The sequence below is a fragment of the Mariniflexile sp. TRM1-10 genome (assembly GCF_003425985.1).
Lineage (GTDB): Bacteria > Bacteroidota > Bacteroidia > Flavobacteriales > Flavobacteriaceae > Mariniflexile.
Genome location: NZ_CP022985.1, coordinates 2,060,992 through 2,083,054 on the forward strand (window position 1 = coordinate 2,060,992; position 22,063 = coordinate 2,083,054).

21 protein-coding genes are annotated in these 22,063 nt (G+C 34.0%); 12 read left to right on the forward strand and 9 right to left on the reverse strand.

The window, feature by feature from the left end; genetic code table 11:
- Positions 1–159: 159 nt before the first annotated feature.
- The 11 genes from CJ739_RS08790 to CJ739_RS08835 all read left to right on the forward strand — a co-directional run bounded on the left by CJ739_RS08790 (position 160) and on the right by CJ739_RS08835 (position 10,701).
- Positions 160–1,095 (forward strand): bifunctional riboflavin kinase/FAD synthetase, encoded by a 936-nt coding sequence (locus tag CJ739_RS08790; RefSeq protein WP_117178861.1) that lies wholly within the window; start codon positions 160–162, stop codon positions 1,093–1,095.
- Positions 1,096–1,223: 128 nt separating this feature from the next.
- Entirely contained in the window at positions 1,224–2,495 is a 1,272-nt protein-coding gene (gene serS / locus CJ739_RS08795) for a serine--tRNA ligase (RefSeq protein ID WP_117174421.1), read from the forward strand.
- Positions 2,496–2,672: 177 nt separating this feature from the next.
- Entirely contained in the window at positions 2,673–2,795 is a 123-nt protein-coding gene (locus tag CJ739_RS20705) for a hypothetical protein (RefSeq protein ID WP_257791458.1), read from the forward strand.
- 324 nt (positions 2,796–3,119) lie between these two features.
- Positions 3,120–4,895: a tetratricopeptide repeat protein gene (locus CJ739_RS08800; RefSeq protein ID WP_117174423.1), complete on the forward strand. Its 1,776-nt coding sequence runs from the start codon at positions 3,120–3,122 to the stop codon at positions 4,893–4,895.
- Between the two features lie 117 nt (positions 4,896–5,012).
- A complete protein-coding gene (locus CJ739_RS08805; RefSeq protein ID WP_117174425.1) occupies positions 5,013–5,330 on the forward strand; it encodes a DUF4286 family protein in 318 nt (105 codons plus the stop codon).
- A gap of 170 nt (positions 5,331–5,500) precedes the next feature.
- Positions 5,501–6,274 (forward strand): 16S rRNA (adenine(1518)-N(6)/adenine(1519)-N(6))-dimethyltransferase RsmA, encoded by a 774-nt coding sequence (gene rsmA, locus CJ739_RS08810; protein ID WP_117174427.1) that lies wholly within the window; start codon positions 5,501–5,503, stop codon positions 6,272–6,274.
- 10 nt (positions 6,275–6,284) lie between these two features.
- Positions 6,285–7,658, forward strand: coding sequence for a magnesium transporter (gene mgtE, locus CJ739_RS08815; protein ID WP_117174429.1), 1,374 nt, complete (start codon positions 6,285–6,287; stop codon positions 7,656–7,658).
- Positions 7,659–7,874: 216 nt separating this feature from the next.
- Positions 7,875–8,810, forward strand: a complete 936-nt coding sequence (locus tag CJ739_RS08820) for a 2-hydroxyacid dehydrogenase (RefSeq protein WP_117174431.1) — start codon at positions 7,875–7,877, stop codon at positions 8,808–8,810.
- A 24-nt stretch (positions 8,811–8,834) separates the two neighbouring features.
- Entirely contained in the window at positions 8,835–9,290 is a 456-nt protein-coding gene (locus CJ739_RS08825; RefSeq protein ID WP_117174433.1) for a DUF1801 domain-containing protein, read from the forward strand.
- 175 nt (positions 9,291–9,465) lie between these two features.
- Positions 9,466–9,852 carry a VOC family protein gene (locus CJ739_RS08830; protein ID WP_117174435.1) on the forward strand — a complete coding sequence of 129 codons (387 nt, stop codon included), beginning with the start codon at positions 9,466–9,468 and terminating at the stop codon, positions 9,850–9,852.
- An 84-nt stretch (positions 9,853–9,936) separates the two neighbouring features.
- Positions 9,937–10,701 carry a sulfite exporter TauE/SafE family protein gene (locus tag CJ739_RS08835; protein WP_117174437.1) on the forward strand — a complete coding sequence of 255 codons (765 nt, stop codon included), beginning with the start codon at positions 9,937–9,939 and terminating at the stop codon, positions 10,699–10,701.
- 37 nt (positions 10,702–10,738) lie between these two features.
- Here CJ739_RS08835 and CJ739_RS08840 read toward each other — a convergent pair whose 3' ends face one another.
- Genes CJ739_RS08840 through CJ739_RS08850 form a run of 3 tightly spaced genes read right to left on the reverse strand, consistent with a single transcriptional unit; the run spans position 10,739 to position 14,322 of the window.
- On the reverse strand, positions 10,739–12,568 hold the full coding sequence (locus CJ739_RS08840; protein ID WP_117174439.1) for a GNAT family N-acyltransferase: 1,830 nt from the start codon (positions 12,566–12,568) through the stop codon (positions 10,739–10,741).
- A gap of 22 nt (positions 12,569–12,590) precedes the next feature.
- Positions 12,591–13,841: an aspartate kinase gene (locus tag CJ739_RS08845; protein ID WP_117174441.1), complete on the reverse strand. Its 1,251-nt coding sequence runs from the start codon at positions 13,839–13,841 to the stop codon at positions 12,591–12,593.
- 1 nt (position 13,842) lies between these two features.
- The gene (locus CJ739_RS08850; RefSeq protein WP_117174443.1) at positions 13,843–14,322 is read right to left on the reverse strand and encodes a GNAT family N-acetyltransferase; all 480 of its coding nucleotides are present in this window, start codon (positions 14,320–14,322) and stop codon (positions 13,843–13,845) included.
- 387 nt (positions 14,323–14,709) lie between these two features.
- Here CJ739_RS08850 and fbp point away from each other — a divergent pair, with 387 nt between their 5' ends.
- The gene (fbp, locus tag CJ739_RS08855; RefSeq protein WP_117174445.1) at positions 14,710–15,717 is read left to right on the forward strand and encodes a class 1 fructose-bisphosphatase; all 1,008 of its coding nucleotides are present in this window, start codon (positions 14,710–14,712) and stop codon (positions 15,715–15,717) included.
- Between the two features lie 158 nt (positions 15,718–15,875).
- On the opposite strand, the gene CJ739_RS08860 is transcribed toward fbp, so the two are convergent.
- The 6 genes from CJ739_RS08860 to CJ739_RS08885 form a co-directional block, all read right to left on the reverse strand.
- Complete coding sequence (locus tag CJ739_RS08860; protein WP_117174447.1) at positions 15,876–17,744, reverse strand: SulP family inorganic anion transporter; 1,869 nt, start codon at positions 17,742–17,744, stop codon at positions 15,876–15,878.
- A 99-nt stretch (positions 17,745–17,843) separates the two neighbouring features.
- Complete coding sequence (locus CJ739_RS08865) at positions 17,844–18,500, reverse strand: DUF2490 domain-containing protein (protein ID WP_236951640.1); 657 nt, start codon at positions 18,498–18,500, stop codon at positions 17,844–17,846.
- 24 nt (positions 18,501–18,524) lie between these two features.
- Entirely contained in the window at positions 18,525–19,154 is a 630-nt protein-coding gene (locus tag CJ739_RS08870; protein WP_117174449.1) for a carbonic anhydrase family protein, read from the reverse strand.
- A gap of 20 nt (positions 19,155–19,174) precedes the next feature.
- Entirely contained in the window at positions 19,175–19,984 is an 810-nt protein-coding gene (locus tag CJ739_RS08875) for a universal stress protein (protein WP_117174451.1), read from the reverse strand.
- 7 nt (positions 19,985–19,991) lie between these two features.
- The gene (locus CJ739_RS08880; protein ID WP_117174453.1) at positions 19,992–21,584 is read right to left on the reverse strand and encodes a SulP family inorganic anion transporter; all 1,593 of its coding nucleotides are present in this window, start codon (positions 21,582–21,584) and stop codon (positions 19,992–19,994) included.
- An 88-nt stretch (positions 21,585–21,672) separates the two neighbouring features.
- Positions 21,673–21,969, reverse strand: coding sequence for a hypothetical protein (locus CJ739_RS08885; protein ID WP_117174455.1), 297 nt, complete (start codon positions 21,967–21,969; stop codon positions 21,673–21,675).
- Positions 21,970–22,063: the final 94 nt, after the last annotated feature.

Sequence of the window (22,063 nt, forward strand, 5' to 3'; positions counted from 1 at the left end):
GAACGATAGCGAACTGGCGAAGCAATCGCCTTTTTATTTACGGGTGATTTTTAAAACGTTTGTTAATGGCGATTTCATAAAAAATATTTGAAGCTGGTTTTATTAACACTGTTAGCAAATCTAATTTTTTTTAATTAAAGTAGCAATTAAATGCTTGTTATGAGCAAAATTAAAGATATAAAAGCATACAAATCGGTAGAACCAACTATAGTTACCATTGGCACATTTGATGGGGTTCATGTTGGGCATCAAAAAATAATTAAGCGATTAATTAATATTGGTAAACAAACCCAGTTAAAATCTGTCATCCTTACTTTTTTTCCGCATCCGCGTATGGTGTTACAAAAGGATTCTGGTATTAAGTTAATAAATACCATTAACGAGCGTGGTGCTATTTTGGACGCCTTAGGTTTGGATTACTTGCTTATTAAAAAGTTTACAAAGGCATTTTCCCGACTTTCTGCGGAAGATTTTGTTAAGAAAATTTTGGTAGACAAGCTAAATGCAAAAAAAGTAATTATTGGTTATGACCATAGATTTGGGAGAAATAGGAACGCCGATATTAACGATTTAAGGAAGTTTGGGGATTTGTACGGTTTTGAGGTTGAAGAAATTTCGGCACAAGACATTAATGAGGTGTCTGTAAGCTCCACTAAAATCAGAAAGGCTTTAGAAGAAGGAGATATTGCCAAGGCAAACGCGTTTTTGGGCTATCCTTTTATGCTAACAGGAAAAGTGGTAAAAGGAAAAGCTTTGGGCAGACAGATTGATTATCCTACTGCAAACATCCAAATAGCCGAAGATTACAAATTAATACCGAAACACGGATCTTATGTCGTGAGTTCTGTTATTAATAATCAGGTTGTTTATGGCATGATGAATATTGGTTTTAACCCTACCGTTGAAGGCCGTGAAGAAACCATTGAAGTGCATTTTTTCAATTTCAACAAAAATATTTACAATAAAACCATTCAAATAGATTTATTGCACCGGTTGCGCGACGAGCAAAAATTCGAATCGGTTGAGGCTTTAAAAAACCAATTATTAAAAGACAAAGAGGTGTCTTTAGCCTATATAAAATCGCATTTTAATTAGGTTTTCACGTCATGCTGAACTCGTTTCAGCATCTCGTAATCGTTCAAAACCATAAATTTGATTTTACTTTCAAAAGACATCAAATTATAGTGGCAATTCATTAAATTTGTCGCTTAAATTTTCAAGACATGTTACAAGTCCCTTTTATTAGAGAAAACAAAGATTTGGTAATAACCCGATTAGCAAAACGAAACATAGATGCTACTGAAATGATTCATAACGTTATTTCTTTAGATGAAGAAAGAAGACGCATTCAAACCGAGTTGGATAACACCTTGGCAGAATCGAACACACTTTCAAAAGAAATTGGGAACTTATACAAATCGGGTGAAGCACAAAAAGCCAATCTTTTAAAAGAAAAAACAAGTCAGTTAAAAGAAGTTTCAAAAGAATTAAGCGAAGCACTTAATAATAAAGCAGAAGAATTAAACCAATTGCTTTATAAAATTCCAAATGTGCCTAACGAGATCGTGCCTAACGGAAATTCTGATACCGATAACTTTGAAGTTTACAAAGAAGGCAATATTCCTGTATTGCATGAAGGTGCTTTGCCGCATTGGGAATTAGCAAAAAAATACGACATCATCGATTTTGAATTAGGAAACAAAATAACAGGAGCAGGATTTCCTGTTTACAAAGGCAAAGGCGCTCGGTTACAACGTGCTTTAATAGCTTATTTTTTAGATAAAAATACCGCTGCGGGTTATACCGAATATCAATTGCCTCATTTGGTAAATGAAGCATCGGGTTTTGGAACCGGACAATTGCCAGACAAAGAAGGGCAAATGTATCATGTCACCGAAGACAACTTATATTTAATTCCAACTGCTGAGGTGCCTGGAACCAACATTTTTAGAGATGTGGTATTGAACGAAAGCGATCTACCAATAGGCATTACAGGCTACACACCCTGTTTTAGACGTGAAGCTGGAAGTTATGGGGCGCATGTTCGTGGGCTAAACAGGTTGCACCAATTTGATAAAGTGGAGATTTTACGAGTTGAGCATCCAACAAAATCTTATGAAGCGTTGGATGGTATGGTAGAACACGTAAAAACCATTTTGCAAGAACTAAAGTTACCATATAGAATATTAAGACTTTGTGGTGGCGATTTAGGTTTCACTTCGGCTTTAACGTATGATTTTGAAGTGTTCTCAACCGCTCAAGACCGTTGGTTGGAAATATCTTCAGTGTCTAACTTTGAAACCTTTCAAGCAAACCGGTTGAAATTACGTTTTAAAAATAGCGAAGGTAAAAACGAATTGGCACATACACTAAATGGTAGTTCTTTAGCTTTACCACGAGTTTTAGCAGGTATTTTAGAAAATTATCAAACAAAAGATGGTATTGTAATTCCTGAAGTTTTACAAGCATATACAGGTTTTAAAATTATTGATTAAAGCAAAATAAATTTTTCAAAAAAAAGATAAAAACTTACAATATTTCAATATTTGATTTCAAATAATCGACTAAGTGTGAGTTAGTAACGTTTTTTAGCAACTTTATTACGTTTTCTTTTGCGTATCTAAAAAATATTTTCGAAGTTAGAGGCACCAAATCTATTAAACCTACTGACCATGAAGAATATTAAACGCTTAGTAATTTTAATTACACTAATTTTTTTCGCAGGTAAAGTATTATTTTCAGATTTTGAAATATCAAAATCTGAAAATAATGAAACTGCTATTGTAAGTAAATAGGGGTTTTATTCTCATACAATCTTTACACAAAGACTGTCCCCAATCAGTATTACATCGTTTTTTATATTAACGGTAGTTAATGGAACTTTTATTTTGGTTGGTTATGCCCGAATTTTTATTCGGGCATTTTTTTTATAATTATATTAGCAGTAGCTACTCAGCCTATTTATTGAACTCATTTTGCGGCCAATTGAAAAAGTCAAAATGAGTTCATTATCTTTACCACATGAAATCGCTATAATTAAGAAGTTTTTTTGTAAAAAAAATATCAACAAACAAAAGCAATTGATTTATTCCGATGAAAAGTAAAATAATTTTTTATAAATGAAAATCCTATTTATTTTATGCTTTCTATTTAGTGCGTATGCATACTCGCAAGACGATGCATTGGCTAGAGATTACTATAAAAACGGGGATTTTGAAAAAGCATTATTTGAATATAAAAAGTTATACACCCAATCGCCTTCAAACATTAATTATATTTTTCAAATAGTTAGTTCGCATCAAGAATTAGAGCAATATGATGAAGCACAATCATTTTTGTTAAAACTCATGGAACGTATTAATTATCCAGTATTTATGGTGGAATTGGGCTATAATTACCAGCTTAAAAATGATTTGGAAAATGCTAATATCAATTATAATAAAGCTCTGGCTAGCATTGATGAAAATCCTATTAACGTATCTTCTATTGCTAGAAGTTTTCAAAGTCATTCACTAATAAATGAAGCTATTATTGCGTATGAAAAAGCCATGAAACTAAAACCGGATTATAATTTTAATCTGCAATTGGCACAGTTGTATGGCGAGCAGGGAAACATTGAAAAAATGTTTATCAGTTATGTTGATTTTGCCGAGTCTAATCCATTTACATTACCTAATATTAAACGTGCTATAAGCGATTTTATAAGTGAAAATAGTGAGAATGAGAACAACATTATTTTTAGAAAAATTTTGCTTAGAAAAGCACAACAAGAACCAAACATTCTTTGGAATGAGTTTTTAAGTTGGTTGTTTATTCAGCAAAACGATTTTAAAAAAGCATTTGCCCAAGAGAAAGCTGTTTTTAGTAGGCAGCCCGAAAGTTTAATTAGAATAGAAGAATTAGCAGATATTGCCTTTAGTAAAAACGAACTGGAAATCGCTAAAGAAATATATACATACATAACAGCGAACTCGCAAGATTTAGATGTTTTGTTGGAAGCGCACCATCATTTAATGCAATTGGAAATAAAGCAAAGTACGGAAGATAATTATGATGTTATTGATGCCAAATACACCGAGCTATTAAACAAATTTGGAACTTTTTCGCAAACTTTAAAACTTCAAATTGCTTATGCACATTTTTTGGCTTTCAATAAAAACGACCCGAAAAAGGCAACGTCTTTTCTGGAAAAAACATTACAGTTGCCATTAACCGAACTACAGCAAGCCGAAGTGAAATTAGAGTTGGGAGATATTTTGGTTTTACAAGAAAATTTTAACGATGCCTTAATTTATTACACACAAATACAGAGAAATGTAAAAAACAGCACCGTGTCGCAAGAAGCACGATATAAAGTGGCCAAAACCAGTTATTATAAAGGCGATTTTAAATGGGCAGAATCACAGCTTAAAGTACTAAAAGCTTCAACGTCGCAACTTATAGCCAATGATGCCTTAGATTTAAAACTGCTTATTTCCGATAATAAATATGAAGATTCACTTCAGACCGCTCTAAAAAGGTATGCGAAAGCCGATTTATTGTCGTTTCAAAACAAAAATAACGAATCTATAGCCTTGTTAGACACTATTTTAAACAAACACAAAACCGAACCCATCATTCCACAAGCCTTATTTAAACAAGCCCAATTATTTGAAGAAAAAGCCCAATTTGATAAAGCCGAAGCCAATTACAATGCTATTATTACAAATTATGGAGAAGGTGTTTTAGTAGATGATGCCTATTTTAAGTTAGCAGAACTCTACGAAAATCAATTAAATCAGCCAGAAAAGGCAAAAGCATTATACGAGAAAATTATTTTTAACCATGCCGATAGTATTTATTTTGTAGAAGCCAGAAAGCGTTATAGAGCGTTACGAGGTGATGCTATTAATTAGATTTTTAGACGGTTAGACAATTAGATAGTTAGACAATTAGACTGTTAGATTGCTAGACAGTTAGATTATTAAAAGGAACCCAAGACCCAGAACCTTGAACCCAAAACCTTGAACCCAATGATCATATACAACGTAACTTCAAACATAGACGAAAGCATTCATCAGCAATGGCTGACTTGGATGAAAGAAGAACATATTCCACAAATATTAGCTACTGGAAAATTTGAAAAAGCAACGCTTATCAGGGTTTTGGTAGAAGAAGACATGGGAGGCGTTACCTATTCGGTGCAATACCGAACATCATCGCGCGCAGCTTTAGAGGCATATTATAAAGAAGATGCACCAAAATTAAGAGGCGAAGCTCTTAAAAAATTTGCAGATAAAGTATTGGCGTTTAGAACCGAACTTGAAATTGTTGATGAATATTCTAAATAAAAAGATAACAGAAAATAGAGAAGAGAAAAAAGACAAAACAATCATTGTGCCTTCGCGAGTTATTCTTGTTATATTCGTACCATAACACAAAAGACGGTTTACGGATTACGATTTTCAACAAATAACGAAAACCTAATACCCAACACCTAATACCCAACACCCTAAAACAAATGACAGTAAAGGCAAAAAAGCATTTAGGACAACACTTTTTAAACGATGAGGATATTGCGCAAAGAATTGCCGATACACTTACGTTAAAAGGCTATAAAACGGTTTTAGAGATTGGTCCGGGTATGGGCGTGCTAACTAAATATTTACTAAAGAAAGAAGTCACCACCCATGTTATTGAAATTGATACCGAATCGGTAGCCTATTTACAAGCTAATTACTTAAATCTGGCACCACGAATTATAGAAAAGGATTTTTTAAAGTACGATTTAAATCAGATATTTAAAGGCGAACCATTTGCTATTATTGGTAACTTTCCCTATAATATTTCAACCCAAATTGTTTTTAAAACTTTAGAGATGCGCGGCCAAATCCCTGAGTTTTCGGGCATGTTCCAAAAAGAAGTGGCCGAACGTATTTGCTCAAAAGAAGGCAATAAAGTGTATGGTATTTTGTCAGTGTTAGCACAAGCCTATTACGATGCAGAATATCTTTTCACGGTACCGCCAACAGTATTCAACCCACCACCAAAAGTAGAATCGGGTGTGTTACGACTCACAAGAAAAGAAGACTATTCTCTGCCATGTGAAGATGCCTTATTCTTCAAAGTAGTGAAAACAGCATTTCAACAACGAAGAAAAACACTTCGTAACAGTTTAAAAACATTCAATTTAAGTGATAATTTAAGAGAAGATAGTATCTTTGACAAACGTCCAGAGCAATTAAATGTTCAGCAGTTTATAGAACTCACACAGTTAATCGAAAAAGACATTTAAACATCGTATTTTGTCTGAAGAAATAGAAAACATACAATTTGAATTAACCGATGATTTAATAAATCAGGTAGAACGTCTTATTGAAGTAAATGATGACAAAGCGCTTCAGAAACTTTTAAAAGACTTTCACTACGCCGATATTGCCGAAATTTTAGATGAATTAGATTTAGATGAGGCTGTATATATTATAAAACTTCTAGATTCCGAAACCACCGCAGATATCTTAATGGAGCTCGATGAAGACAATCGAGAAAAAGTATTAAGAAACCTGTCTTCAAAAGAAATTGCCGATGAAATTGGTGAACTAGATACCGATGATGCTGCCGATATCATTTCTGAATTACCTGAAGAACGTAAGCGTGAAGTTATCTCACATATTGAAGACGAGGAACACAAGGCAGAAATTGAAGAATTACTGGCTTATGATGAAGATACGGCAGGTGGACTTATGGCAAAAGAGCTGGTTAAAGTCTATGAAACTTGGACGGTTGCAGGCTGTTTACGTCGCATAAGAGGACAAGCCAAAGAAGTAACCCGTGTCCATTCCATTTATGTGGTGGATAAGCAAAATAGATTGGTTGGGCGCTTATCGTTAAAAGATCTTATTGTTGCTAAAAGTGACCAAAGAATAGCTGAATTATCTAACTCTAGCGTTGATTATGTAAATGTACACGACGATGCCGAAGACGTTGCCAGAGTGATGCAGAAATACGATTTGGAAGCCATCCCAGTTGTAGACGATAATCAAATATTATTAGGTAGAATCACTATTGACGACATTGTGGACGTCATGAAAGAAGAAGCCGAGAAAGATTATCAATTAGCTGCAGGTATTACGGCCGATGTAGAGGCCGATGATAATATTTGGGAGCTTACCAAAGCCCGTTTGCCGTGGCTGCTTATAGGCATGTTTGGAGGCATAGGGGCAGCAAGTATTATTAGCGGGTTTAACGATGCCATGCTGAAATTTCCAGCACTTTTAATGTTTATTCCCTTAATACAAGCAACCGCAGGAAACGTTGGTGTACAATCATCTGCCATTGTGGTGCAAGGTTTAGCCAACGACTCCATAAATGGTAATATCATAAGCCGCCTTTTCAAAGAATTTTTATTGGGTTTAGTCAATGGGCTAGCCATTGCATGTATCGTATTGCCTATAAGTCATTTTGCATTTGACACCAGCTATCTAGAGTCATTAACTATATGCGTTGCCTTAATTTCAGTCATCATAATGGCAGCGTTAATAGGTACATTCATCCCTATATTTTTAGACAAACGCGGTATCGATGCCGCCGTAGCTACAGGACCGTTTATTACTACAAGCAACGATGTGTTTGGTATATTAATGTATTTTTTAATCGCAAAGTTTATTTTAGGGTTTTAAACAATTTGGGCGCTACCAAGGTCGGGCTTTATGTTATAAGTCTGCCCATACCTCACTGTGGGCTTTCCACTGCAAATGCGGAGCATTCACAATTTCATTCATTCAAAATAGTTTGAAGAGTCATCCTTAACGCAAAATCAGCAAGGTAAAAAACGTCATGCTGCACTTGTTTCAGCATCACATAATAATTACATTTGATTTTTGAAATGGCATAACATGAAAATCCTTCACCTAGATACCAATCACGACCTTTTAATCAATCAACTAAATGATTTGGGATTTACCAATCATGAAGATTACACGTCTTCAAAAGAAACTATTGAAACCAAAATTTCAGATTATGATGGCATTATTTTAAGGAGCAGATTCGCTATTGACAAACAATTTCTTGATGCTGCCAAAAACCTAAAATTTATTGGACGTGTAGGGGCTGGTTTAGAAAACATAGATTGTGATTATGCTATTACAAAAGGCATTGAACTTATTGCAGCACCCGAAGGTAACCGCAATGCGGTGGGTGAACATACTTTGGGTATGTTACTATCATTATTCAACAAACTAAATAAAGCCGATCAAGAAGTTAGAACAGGCAAATGGTTACGGGAAGCCAATCGAGGTATAGAACTCGACGGAAAAACAGTTGGTATTATTGGTTATGGCAATATGGGTAAAGCCTTTGCGAAAAAGCTATGCGGGTTTGATGTTGAAGTACTGTGCTACGACATACAGGATCAAGTTGGTGATGGCAATGCAAAACAAGTGCCCCTAAAAGAATTTCAAGAAAAAGTGGATGTTGTAAGTTTACACATCCCACAAACGCCTTTAACGTTGAACATGATGAATGCCGATTTTATCAATCAATTTCAAAAACCGTTTTGGTTCATCAATACGGCACGTGGTAAAAGTGTGGTTACGGTAGATTTGGTTTTGGCATTAAAATCTGGAAAAATATTGGGTGCTGGGTTAGATGTTTTAGAATATGAAAAAGCATCTTTTGAAGATATGTTTACGACAACTATGCCCGAACCATTCCAATATTTAATAGCATCACAAAGCGTTCTTTTAACACCACATGTTGCTGGTTGGACTGTCGAAAGCAAAGAAAAACTGGCACAAACCATTGTCGATAAGATTAAAGCAAAATTTTGTTAACTTTAAGCTTTTAAAGCAAACGAAGTGCCATACCAAGCAAACTCACCCGAAGATTACATCAATCAACTTCCAGAGGACAGGCAAGAACCCATTAAGAAGTTGAGAGAAGTCATTAAAAAAAATATCCCAAAAGGTTTTGAAGAAACCATGAGTTATGGCATGATTGGTTATGTAGTGCCTCACACCATATATCCAGATGGGTATCATTGCGCGCCAGAACTGCCTTTGCCGTTTATGAGCATTGCTTCACAAAAAAATACTATAAACGTATATCATTCGGGGGTATACGCTAAAAAAGCATTATACGATTGGTTTGTTGCTGAATATCCCAAATACTGCAAGCGGAAACTCGACATGGGTAAAGGTTGCGTTCGTTTTAAATATATTGATGATATTCCGTACGGACTTATTGGTGAATTAGCTTCAAAAATAACTGTTGAAGAATGGATAAACATGTACGAAAAGAATTTTAGTACATGACAAAAATTCAAATATATTCAGATGTCAGTCTGAGCGCAGTCGAAGACATTGGAAGTATTGTTTTTAATAGCATTTCGACTTTAGTTTATCTTGAACCCAGCCGAAAGGCTCAATGTGACACTCTTCTATTTTTGTCATGTACTAAAGAAAAGAATATTAAAAAATAAACTATAAAATGAAAAACAGAGTTACAGGTATTGGCGGGTTGTTTTTTAAAACGAAAGACCCTAAGGAAACAAAAGATTGGTACAAAAAACATTTAGGATTCAATACCGACGATTATGGCTGTACCTTTTGGTGGAAAGACAAGGAAGGGAACAATTGTTCAACCCAATGGAGCCCGTTTGCTGAAGATACCAAATATTACGAGCCGTCAAAAAAAGACTTTATGTTTAATTATAGGGTTGAAAATTTAATTGAATTAATAAAGGTTTTAAAAAGCGAAGGCGTTACGGTTGTTGGCGATATTGAAGAATACGAATACGGCAAATTTGGTTGGATTTTAGATAACGATGGCAATAAAATTGAACTTTGGGAACCCATAGATAGTGCTTTTTTGTAAATTTTAAGACCCAAGACCCAAGACCCAAGACCCAAGACCCAAGACCCAAGACCAACAACCATCCACTAACACCCATCAACCAAATTGACTTATTTCGAAATTCTACAATCATTCCATTTAACCGTATTGCAATGGACAGCTATTTGTTTTGCGGTTTTTTTATTGGGATTAGCAAAATCAGGTGTCAAAGGCATTGGGATTATTATTGTTGTGATACTGGCTTTTGTGTTTGGTGAAAAAGCATCCACAGGTATTTTGCTTCCTATGCTAATTTGTGCCGATATTTTTGCTGTGGTATATTACAACAAGCATGCGCAATGGCACTATATAAAAAAATTGTTGCCTGCTATGGTTATTGGGGTTTTAGTAGGCGTTTGGGTAGGTAATGATATTTCTGAAGTTGTTTTTAAACGCATTATGGCGGTCATCATCATTGGATCTGTGCTCATTATGTTTTATATGGAAAACCGAAAATCTACCACCGTACCAACCAATAAGTGGTTTTCTAATTCAGCGGGGTTTCTGGCAGGCTTTACCACGATGGTCGGTAATTTGGCAGGTCCTATTTCCGATATTTATTTTCTTGCCATGCGTCTGCCTAAAAACGAATTTATAGGGACAGCTGCTTGGCTATTCTTTATAATAAATGTGTTTAAATTGCCCTTTCATTTTTTTGTTTGGAAAACCGTTAGTGTAGAAACATTGGTTTTGAATTCGATTTTAATACCCATGGTTATTTTGGGCTTTTTCTTGGGAGCTTATATAGTGAAACTCATTTCGAATGTTAATTACAGACGTTTTGTGCTAATAGTCACAGCTTTGGGAGGCATCATCATGTTGTTTAGATAATAAAATAGTAACTTTTTTAGAGTTTAAAAACCGTCATTCACTCTTCATTATTCTCCATAAACTTACGTTCCAGTTCTGCTTGAAACTCTTCCATAACGGGGCGTACGGTGCTTTCGGGTAAGTCGGCAATTCTAATATACATCAATCCATCAACAGCATTGTTAAATAAAGGATCTACATTGAATGCCAGTAATTTGGCGTTTTGTTTTATGTATTTTTTAAGTAGTACAGGTAGGCGTAACGCACCTGGTTCAATCTCATCAATAATTTTGTCAAATTTGTTTAAATCGGCTTCAGTTTCATCAAAAACAAAATCTTTGTCGGCGTCTTTCAGTTTTACTTTAAATTCTTTTTTAGGACTCACATATTGCGCTAAATAGGGGTCGTAATAATGCGATTTCATAAACTCAATCATCAACGATTTCGAGAAATTGGAAAACTGATTGCTAATGCTCACACCGCCAATTAAATATTTATGTTCAGGGTAACGTAAGGTGATATGTACGATGCCTTTCCAAAGTAAAAACAATGGCATCGGTTTTTGTTGATATTCTTTAATAATGAAAGCACGTCCCATTTCGATGGACTCACTCATCATTTTATATAACTCGGGTTCAAACCGAAACAAGTCTTGTAAATAAAAACCATTAATACCGTAACGTTCAAAAATTCTAGAGCCTAAACCCAATCTGTAGGCTCCTGCAAGCACCTTATTGTCATTATCCCATAGAAACATATGGTGGTAATAGTTATCAAAAACATCTAAATCTATGGATTCATTGGTGCCTTCACCAACTTCTCTAAAAGTAATTTCGCGTAAACGACCAATTTCACGCAGGATATTAGGAATTTTATAGGCCTCAGCTAAAAAGACTTCATAGTTTTTACTTTGTAGTAACCTAGAGTCATCCTTACGTAACGCTTCTACCTCACTAATCATTAATGTATTTTCAACAGGTGTTACAATACGTTTTGGCGCTTTAGGTGTTTTTAAAGTAGATTGAATGTTATCTAATATTTTCGATTTGTTTTCAAAAGAATTCGATAACATATAGGTTTTTCGTCTTAAAAATTCTGAAAAATCATCAAGAGATGTATGTTCTTTTTGGTCTTCAACCGAAATGGGTTTTCCTATTCTAACTTTAATGGTACGCCTTTTTTGCGTTAATACTTCAGAAGGTAATTTGGCAGTTCTTAACGTATCACTAATTTTTGATAGCTTATAGAATAATCGGCTGTTTTTTGCATGAAAGTAAATAGGCACTACAGGAACTTCGGCCTTTTTTACCAACTTCATGGCTGCTTCTTCCCAAGGTCTATCAACCATTAATTTGCCATCCCTGTAAGTTGATACTTCTCCTGCTGGAAAAATACCTAATGGACAACCTTCACGTAAATGTAAAATGGCATTTTTAAAGCCTACAAGACTCGATTTTACGTCTTTCCTATCCTCAAAAGGATTTACAGGCATAATGTAAGGCTTCATTGGCTCGATACGGTGCAATAAAAAATTGGCAATTATTTTAAAATCGCTACGCTGTTCGAGCATTAGTTTTAAAAGTAAAATACCATCAATACCGCCAAGAGGATGGTTTGAAACCGTAATGTAAGCACCATCTTTAGGAAGTCGTTTTAAATCTTCTTCAGGAATTTCAAATTTAATTTGAAACTCATCTAAAATTTTATCTAAAAAATCGATCCCTTGAAGGTGTTTGTTCCGTGTGTAAAATTTATTTAGAGTTGAAATCTTAAGCACTTTCATAAGCAACCAACCAATAAACGTTCCTATAAAACCATAGTTGTCTACGTTTATTACTTTAGCCACTTCTTTAGCTGAGACTAATCCTGAATCTTGTTGTTTGGTCATGACTGTAAATGTACTAAATTGTTTACTTACTTACTACTTGAACAGTTTCTTGTGTTAATTGTTTTAATAACACCGTTTTACCTTCTTCAATTTGGTTAATTGCGTTCTGGGTATAATGCCTAATAGTATAAAGAGATACGTTTTTATGACAGGTTACTTTAAATTTCGCTTTTAAATGATGTAATAATTTGTCAAGATTGTCATAAATGTTATCGACGCAGACCGAAAAACTAATGGCCGAATTTTGAATAACGTCCACTTTCATTTTGTATAAGTGTAATAAATTGAATATGTCGCTAATATTTTCTTCAACGATGTATGAAAAATCCAAGGATGATAATGAGATTAAAACTTGATTTTTCTTAACTATAAAACAAGGAACCATGGGGTCTAAAGTAATGTTTTTGCCTATTCTAGTACCTGGAGCTTCTGGGTTTAAAAACGATTTTACATACAAAGGAATTTCTTTACCTTGTAAAGGTTGTAAGGTTTTTGGGTGAATAACCGAAGCCCCATAAAATGCTAATTCTATGGCTTCGCGGTAACTTATTTGGTTAAGCAATTGGGCATTTTCAAAATAGCGTGGGTCGGCATTTAATACCCCCGGAACGTCTTTCCAAATAGTTACACGCTCGGCGTTTAAGCAATAGGCATAAATAGCTGCTGTATAATCGCTACCTTCTCTACCTAAAGTGGTTGTAAAATTATTAGAGTCGCTACCTAAAAAGCCTTGGGTAATATTTAAAACAGTTTTATTAAAATTTGATGTGATATGTTGTTGTGTTTCTTCCCAATTAACATGTGCGCTTCGGTAATAATTATCGGTTTTAATATGTTCGCGAACATCTATCCAGTTATTTTTTATTTGGATACTGTTTAAATACGCACTAACAATAGTTGTTGAAACCAACTCGCCATAGCCTATAATTTGGTCGTAAACAAAATTATAATCGGGCGATTTATTGGATGATAAAAATTGGTTGAGCTCATTAAAAAAGGCGGTTACTTTTTTAAAAACTTCATGGTTTTCGTTATCAAATAAATCCAATAGAATTTCATTGTGGTACTTTATAACTTCTTGTAAAGTGCTTTGTAATTCGGTTTTATTATCAAAATAATTTTTAACAACAAGTTCTAAAGCATTGGTTGTTTTTCCCATAGCAGAAACAACAATTAGTGTGTTTTTGTAGCCTACTTTTTGTAATAACGAAGCCACATTTTTAACACTGCGGGCATCTTTAACCGATGCGCCACCAAATTTAAATACCTGCATATTATAGTTTTGAAATATAGTTTTTTATGCTCTGTTCATCCATGTGAACAACACGCCATTCTTCTTTTATGGTAGCTCCTTTTTGTTTATAAAATGTTATGGCAGGTTCGTTCCAATCAAGCACCTCCCAATTAATGCGTTTCACGCCTAATTGATGACCGTATTTTACAACTTCATCTAACAGGGCAGAACCTAATCCGGTGCCTCTAGCAGTTTCGTTAACAATTAAATCTTCTAGGTGAATTGTTTTTCCTTTCCAGGTAGAATAGCGGTTATAGCCTAATGCAATGCCTTCAATTTTCGAATTTATTTCAGCCACAAAACAAAAAAATGCAGGATGTTCGCCAAAGCCATCTTGTTGTAAATCTTCAACAGTTATTATTACGGCTTCGGGTTCTTTTTCAAAATGAGCTAATTGGTTTATTAACGATAGCACTTGCGGCATATCTTCTTTTTTTGCTTTTCTTATTGTGAAACTCATATTTTATTTTAATTATTTCATCTGTTTATCTCTATTGTTTTTTATCGGTCAGATGTTACATCCATAATCATGCTTCTGTGTGTTAAGAATGTTTTTAGCATGGATGTTTCATCTGTTTATCTCTATTGTTTTTTATCGGTCAGATGTTACATCCATAATCATGTTTCTATGTGTTAAAAGTGTTTTTAACATGGATGTTTTATCTGATCGTTTTTTCTTTAAAATAAAATCAGATGCTATACCTAATTTGCTTTTGTCTTTTGAAGCAAGTTTTGTTTCAGGTATTTCAAAGATAGTTTAAAGTTGAATATATAAAAGGTTAATGTTGAACGAAAACGTTGTAGTTCATTAAAAAATAGCAGATATTTGTAGCAAAAAATCTAATTTATGTCTCACAAAAAGCAAACCTTAGGGGAATTTATCATTGAAAACCAATCATCTTTTAAATATTCTTCGGGTGAATTATCTAGTCTTATTAATTCTATTAGACTGGCTGCCAAAGTTGTAAACCATGAAGTTAATAAAGCAGGATTAGTAGATATTATTGGAGCTGCCGGTGATACAAACATACAAGGAGAGGACCAACAAAAGTTGGATGTTTATGCGAACGAAAAGTTCATCCAAACACTTACCAATAGGAATATCGTTTGCGGTATTGCCAGTGAAGAGGAAGACGATTTTATTGCTATTAATAGTCAAGATGAAAACCATCAAAACAAATATGTTGTGTTAATAGATCCATTAGATGGTTCTTCAAATATTGATGTCAATGTATCTGTAGGAACTATTTTTTCAATTTACAGACGTATTACACCTATAGGAAGCCCTGTTACCATTGAAGATTTTTTACAAAAAGGAAGTCAGCAAGTAGCGGCAGGTTATGTGGTTTATGGAACATCTACCATGTTGGTTTATACAACGGGCGCTGGTGTTAATGGGTTTACATTGAATCCCGCTATTGGGTCATTTTATTTATCACACCCTAATATGCAGTTTCCAGAAGATGGCCATATTTATTCTGTTAACGAGGGGAATTATATTCACTTTCCGCAAGGGGTTAAAAATTACATAAAATATTGCCAGAAGGAAGAAGGTGATAGACCATACACGTCTAGGTATATTGGATCTTTAGTGTCCGATTTTCACAGAAACATGATAAAAGGCGGTATTTACTTATACCCAAAAAGCTCATTAAACTCCAATGGCAAGTTGCGTTTGTTATATGAATGCAACCCTATGGCTTTTTTAGCAGAACAAGCAAACGGTAAAGCCAGTGATGGTTTTACCAGAATTATGGATATTACACCAACGGAATTGCACCAGCGTGTGCCTTTTATTTGCGGTAGTAAAAACATGGTTGAAAAGTGTGAAGAGTTTATGCGCGATGCACAGTAAAAAATAAGCTTTATAAAAAGAGGCTGTCTAAAAAGTCCTTTAAATTTAATTTGTCAGGTTGAGCTTGTCGAAACCGATATTGATTACCAGTAAGTTAAAATATTTCGACAAGCTCAATATGACATAGAACTAGACTTTTTAGACAGCCTCTTTTTTATCTATTGATTCAGATTTAGATCGTTTTTAGCTTTAATCCATTTAATGCACTCATCAAGAGTATCAAAAATTTGTTCTCTTGGCATTAAATCTGGAATAATGTCAATGCGCTCCATCATGTATTTTGGTTGATTTAGCAAATCAACAAACAGGGGGGTGATGCTGTTTTTATTAAGTTCCTGAAGGACATCTTCCATAGCGTATAGTCCAGATTGATCCATATATTGCATGCGGTCTAAACGAATAATAACTATTGATGCTGTTTTTGGAATTTGTGCCGCTAAACTTAAAAACTCGTTTGTAGAGCCAAAAAACAAAGGGCCTTTAATGTGCTTAATAAACACTTTTTCTTTTAATTGCTCTGGAAAATCAAGTTCATCGCTCCAAGCTTCTTCCTTTAAAGATTTAACATCAGAACGTTCGGCAGTTAAATCGCCTATTTTTTTCATAAACATTAAAGACGCTATAATAAGCCCAATTCCTACTGCGTAAACTAAATTCCAGAACGAAGAAAGTAGTAAAACAACAAACATAATAATAACTTCTGAACTTATATTAATAGGTCCAATCTTAGCGTCTCTTGGTAAACTTGGTACGGCTTTAAGTCCTTTATAATCCATAACCCCTATCCCGACAGTAACTAATATACCTGCAAGTACCGCCGCTGGAATTCTTGATGCAATGGGCCCAAGACCTAGTAAGATAATAAGTAACATGATACCGGCAATCATACCCGAAAGTTTTGTTTTTCCTCCAGAATTGATATTTACAACAGTTCGTATGGTTGCGCCTGCACCAGGAATACCACCAAAAAGCGCCCCTATACTATTACCAATACCTTGCCCTATAAGTTCTTTGTTGGGGTTATGTTTTGTCTTGGTCATATTGTCGGCCACAATACTTGTTAATAAAGAATCGATGGCGCCTAGCAAAGCCAAAGTTAAAGCTGTAAAAACATAAGGTGTTATGCTTCCAATACTGAAATTGGTGAAAATTTCTAAATGAGGAATTGGTATCCCACTTGGAATTTCTTCAATAGGCCTGTAGTTTAATCCAAACGCTATGGCTGCACCCGATACAACAACCAAAGCAACCAAGGTGCTGGGTATTTTTGTGGTGATACGCTTAAAACCATAGATGATGAATATGGTCGAAAGCGCTAAAATCAACTCTAACCAATTAATGTTTTGTATAGCTCTAGGCAATACTTTTAAGGTTCCCATAACTCCGGAAGCCTCGTTTTTGGCTAGTGTTTTTGATTCTTTTAAAATATCGTCATCAGTAATAAGTTTGGCTCTTTTCAACGTTTCTTCAAAATCTTCTAAAACCAAAATACCTTCGCTAGCTTCTTCTTTTAAAATATTTTCTAAAATTAATTCTTCAGCCTGGGGTTTGAATTGGCTAACAAATTCTGTGTCTTCTTTTGGATAATACCCTATAGAAGGTAAAATTTGTGTAATTAGAATAATAACACCAATGGCTGTCATAAAACCAGAAACTACGGGATAAGGAATATATTTTATGTACCTACCAAGTCCTAAGAGACCCAATCCCACTTGCATAATGCCTGCTAACAAAAATACGATAAGTATTGCTGGTAAGGCTTTTTCAATATCACCGTCGTTTATGGCAATGATGCCTGCAATTACAACCATACTCACGGCCGTCATAGGAGCCGTTGGTCCCGAAATCTGAGTGTTTGTGCCACCAAAAAGTGCTGCAAAAAAACTTAGAAAAATGGCGCCGTAAAGCCCTGCACTTGGACCCAGACCAGATGATACCCCGAAAGCTAAAGCTAATGGTAATGCTACAATACCAGCAGTAATACCGCCAAAAGCATCGCCTTTTAAATTTGAAAATAGGTTTTTCATAATGGAATTTATTTTAAAGTTCTAAGTTAATTATTTAAAATTAAAATCACTTCAGAAACCCAAATACATAAAAAACTATGGGGTTATTATTTAAAATTTTTAGAAAGTTACAAACGCTATCAAATTAAATTGATCTCTGCTTGAAGTCTCAAAAAATTGATTCATATATCCAGCTTCTAGTTTTATGTTTTTATTTAAGTTATAACCAATACCCCCATAAACTCTGTTTCTGTCGAAAACGGCACTTTCGGTATTTAAAAATACTTCATTGTATGCCGAAATATAATAGTTGCTTGTTTCGGAAAAAGGAATGTTTAAACTTAAAAAATAACGGAAACGCATTTTAAAATCATTTTCAACAAAGCGTTGTTCAAAGCGGTAACGATGGTTTAATATGAGGCTTCCGATGTTTTGCTTTGATGTAAATTGCTGAAAAATTCGGTGTTCATTAACACTTGTTTTTTCATCGGTATCACCTATATAATTTTCAGATAAAATATAACCATAGCCTAATAGAACGTTATTTTTGTTTTCGTTAAACGTATAACCTAAACCTGTTCTTAACAGTAATTGTTCTAAATCGCCAATAGCATTATAATTTCGGTATTGAATTTCGTTATGGATATTCCATTTAGAATTTACCTTTTTGTTTCCAATGTATATAAGCCAATTACCAAAATTGCTGTCTTGAGCATTTATAAAGTTAGGCAGCACTAACGCTAACGTTAGTGCTACCATACTTATTCTCTTCTTCATAATATGTTTAGTGTTTTTTACTTTTTATTCAAAAAATGCAACTTCACCTGTGTTGATGTCATACATAGCCCCAACAATATCTATTTCATTATTGTCTTCCATTTCTTTTAAAATAGGGCTTTGTTTTCTAATGTTTTCTATAGCAATGCTTACATTTTTTTCTGCAACACGATCTACAAAATCTAGGTTTTTAGAATTTCTTAAGCTTTTGTCCGTAGGTTCTGTTACAGATTCAACAGCTGGTTTAATTTTACCTAACATAGTGGTTAAATTGCCCAGTTTGGCATCGTCGCAAGCGCCTTTTACAGCACCACAACTCGTATGTCCTAATACCACTAATAATTTGGTTCCTGCGAGTTTACAGGCAAATTCCATACTTCCTAAAATATCTTCATTCACAAAGTTTCCTGCAATACGAACACTGAAAATATCGCCTAAACCTTGGTCGAATACTAATTCGGCGGAAACTCTAGAATCTATACAACTTAAAATGGTTGCAAACGGAAATTGCCCTTCACTAGTATCGTTAACTTGTTCTAATAAGTTACGGTTTGCTTTTAAGTTATTTTGGAATCTTTGATTGCCTTCTTTTAAATATTGTAATGCCTTTTGAGGCGTCATGGTTGCTTGGGTTTCTCTTGTATGTGCTTTCATAATTTTACTGGTTTAATTTTTTATTTACCTGTTAACAGGAGAGAGACATTAAGTTTTTTTATAATAGACTTAATATCCTGCGTTGTTGTTTTGGATTTGTTTTTTGAACCATTTTCCAATCTATCTATACACAACAGGTTAATGTTATTTTTTGATATGTAGTTTGAAAGATTAGCAATAGTATGATCGTTTTCTTCAAATACATATTCTATGGTATTGATATTTGTAGAAAAAATGGCTTCATCCAATACTTTGGCTTTTTTAACAATTTTAAATGATTTTACAGGTGTTTGGATATGAGCTAACAAATCTTGAGCTAAAGAGGTACTAAGTGTTGTTTCAATATTATTTAAAACACCTAATGATAATTTTACATCGGGCTCTAACGTGTTATTTGCATCTGCTATTAGAATGGTACCACTAAATTGTTTTAAAACAAATTGAATAATCTTATCTCCATTCAAATTTAATAAATTGTTTTTTTTCTTTCCTAAAACAATAATGTCTGGTTGTTTTTCTTTAATACAGCTACTTATTTCGTTTTTAACATTCCCAAATGCAAACGAGTAATTGATGTTTATTTGATGGTTCTCTGAAACAGATTGTATTATCTTTTTTATTTTTTTATCGGTTGCCGTATAATCTTGGTTAATCACACGAATGGCAGATAATTGATTGTCTCTTTCAACAATCTCTGAAGCGCTTTTTACATAAAAAAAATCCACCTCAGCACCAATCATTTTTGCTAGACTAACAGTGCTTTTTAGTGTCGTGCTCGTCGATTTTTTTAAATCGGCAAGCACTAATATTTTATATTTATTTTTTTTCATGATGTTTTTAACTTAAGCTTAATTTCGATTTTGGTCTCTCGTTAAAGAATTTGATGAAACTTGATGGATTTTCAACAATACCACGTTTTGAAACAAGTTTAATATCGATGTTTCTTTCTTTGGCTTTAAATAGGAAATCTTCAAGAATCTCTATAATATCATTGTCTAAATATCGGGTCTTAATGAGATCCAATTCTAAATAGGTATCTCGTGGTAAACTATCTAATTCTTTAAGAATGGCTCCTTTGTTAAAAAAGGTAACCTCTTCTGCAAGCGTCATTTTTATTTTATGTTTACCATTGCTTTTGTCTTCAATATGAAGGAAATGTGAATTTTGGTAGCTTTTAAGTAAAATCACGACAATACCAACCATAAGCCCTAAACAAATTCCAAACAGTAAATCGGTAAACACAATGCCAAAAACGGTTACTATAAATGGAATCCATTGTTTCCATCCTAGTTCATACATTTTTTTGAATAAAGATGGTTTTGCTAATTTGTAACCAACAACCAAAAGGATAGAAGCTAAAACCGATAATGGGATCATGTTAAGTAAACGGGGAATTAATATGACCGATACTAAAAGTAGAAGACCATGTAATATGGTCGATAATTTACTTTTTCCACCAGATTGGATATTTGCAGAACTTCTAACAATTACCTGTGTAATTGGTAAACCGCCAATTAAACCAGAAATCATGTTACCCGTACCTTGTGCCAATAACTCGCGGTTTGTGGGTGTTACATTTTTATCAGGGTCAATTTTATCTGAAGCTTCAACACATAATAAAGTTTCTAAACTTGCTACTAATGCAATAGTAAAGGCAGTAATCCAAACATCTACATTTGTTATGGCAGTGAAATTTGGGAAACTAAATTGGCTTAAAAAATCGGTAGCATTATCAGGAATAGGTACGCTAACCATGTGCTTTTGTCCAATAGACAATAGTTCATGATTTTGGGTTATAATAAAAAAGATAATTCCTAAAACAACCACAACAAAAGGCCCTTGAATTAATTGAAATATTCTAGATTTTTTACTTAATACTTTATCCCAAAATATTATTAATATTAAACTAACAAATCCAATTAAAGCAGCTCCTGGGTGTATATTACCCAACATGCTGAATAATTCTGAAAAGGTGTTACCACCATCCATTTCAAAAAATTCAAGGTCCCAAGCGGACTCTTCATCGTACCCGAAAAAGTTTGGTATTTGTTTTAAAATAATGATGATACCAATACCCGTTAACATGCCTTTGATAACAGATGAGGGAAAATAATAGCCAATAACTCCGGCTTTTAAAACTCCGAAAAGTATTTGAATAGCACCACCTAAAACAACAGCAACTAAAAAGTTTTCATAACCTCCTAAGGTGCCAATGGCAGTTAAAACAATAGCGGCTAAGCCCGCTGCAGGCCCACTAACACCAACTTTAGAGCCACTTAAGCCTCCAACAACAATTCCTCCAATAATGCCTGCAATTAAACCCGAAAATAAAGGGGCACCACTCGCAAGAGCGATACCTAAACATAATGGTAAGGCAACAAAAAACACAACGATACTTGCAGGCAAGTCGTTTTTAATAGTTTTAAACATATTATAATTAAATTTTACTCTTGGTTAAAAACCAAAAGTTATTAAACGTGATTAGTTGACTTTTTTCAAAGTCAGAAAAAAACCGAAATTATAATATGATGCGTTCTGGTGGCGGAGAAATTAAATTGAGGTGGGGTTTTGGGTAATTTTTAAACCTGTAACTAAAAAAACGAAGAGGCCTTAACGTAAAATAGGCTAAACCATCATGATTTTGAAGCGAAAACGGCGATATCAAGTTTTTGGTCTTGCTGTTCTCTTCTTCTTCTGTTATAGAATAGAATATAGAAGTATCAATAGAATCATCTAATGCAATAATTACAGATGGCACAATAATAAGTGCCATAAATAAGGTTGTAAAAAATATCGCTATTGCCTTTCTAATCATTAAGAAAAAATATTAGAAGCAAATATAGTATTTAACACTTTCTATTATGTTAAATATTTTTTAAAATGGTTAAAAATGGGGTGTTTTTGATTTT

Bases quoted from the DNA above. Each gene is read 5' to 3' on its own strand.
- CJ739_RS08830 (WP_117174435.1), top strand. From the start codon at position 9,466: ATGAAAAACAGAGTTACAGGTATTGGCGGGTTGTTTTTTAAAACGAAA.
- CJ739_RS08885 (WP_117174455.1), bottom strand. From the start codon at position 21,969: ATGATTAGAAAGGCAATAGCGATATTTTTTACAACCTTATTTATGGCA.
- CJ739_RS08860 (WP_117174447.1), bottom strand. From the start codon at position 17,744: ATGAAAAACCTATTTTCAAATTTAAAAGGCGATGCTTTTGGCGGTATT.
- CJ739_RS08880 (WP_117174453.1), bottom strand. From the start codon at position 21,584: ATGTTTAAAACTATTAAAAACGACTTGCCTGCAAGTATCGTTGTGTTT.
- CJ739_RS08875 (WP_117174451.1), bottom strand. From the start codon at position 19,984: ATGAAAAAAAATAAATATAAAATATTAGTGCTTGCCGATTTAAAAAAA.
- fbp (WP_117174445.1), top strand. From the start codon at position 14,710: ATGTCTCACAAAAAGCAAACCTTAGGGGAATTTATCATTGAAAACCAA.
- rsmA (WP_117174427.1), top strand. From the start codon at position 5,501: ATGACAGTAAAGGCAAAAAAGCATTTAGGACAACACTTTTTAAACGAT.
- CJ739_RS08850 (WP_117174443.1), bottom strand. From the start codon at position 14,322: ATGAGTTTCACAATAAGAAAAGCAAAAAAAGAAGATATGCCGCAAGTG.
- CJ739_RS08800 (WP_117174423.1), top strand. From the start codon at position 3,120: ATGAAAATCCTATTTATTTTATGCTTTCTATTTAGTGCGTATGCATAC.
- CJ739_RS20705 (WP_257791458.1), top strand. From the start codon at position 2,673: ATGAAGAATATTAAACGCTTAGTAATTTTAATTACACTAATTTTTTTC.
- CJ739_RS08845 (WP_117174441.1), bottom strand. From the start codon at position 13,841: ATGCAGGTATTTAAATTTGGTGGCGCATCGGTTAAAGATGCCCGCAGT.
- CJ739_RS08820 (WP_117174431.1), top strand. From the start codon at position 7,875: ATGAAAATCCTTCACCTAGATACCAATCACGACCTTTTAATCAATCAA.
- CJ739_RS08840 (WP_117174439.1), bottom strand. From the start codon at position 12,568: ATGACCAAACAACAAGATTCAGGATTAGTCTCAGCTAAAGAAGTGGCT.
- CJ739_RS08870 (WP_117174449.1), bottom strand. From the start codon at position 19,154: ATGAAAGCACATACAAGAGAAACCCAAGCAACCATGACGCCTCAAAAG.
- serS (WP_117174421.1), top strand. From the start codon at position 1,224: ATGTTACAAGTCCCTTTTATTAGAGAAAACAAAGATTTGGTAATAACC.
- CJ739_RS08805 (WP_117174425.1), top strand. From the start codon at position 5,013: ATGATCATATACAACGTAACTTCAAACATAGACGAAAGCATTCATCAG.
- CJ739_RS08790 (WP_117178861.1), top strand. From the start codon at position 160: ATGAGCAAAATTAAAGATATAAAAGCATACAAATCGGTAGAACCAACT.
- CJ739_RS08865 (WP_236951640.1), bottom strand. From the start codon at position 18,500: ATGAAGAAGAGAATAAGTATGGTAGCACTAACGTTAGCGTTAGTGCTG.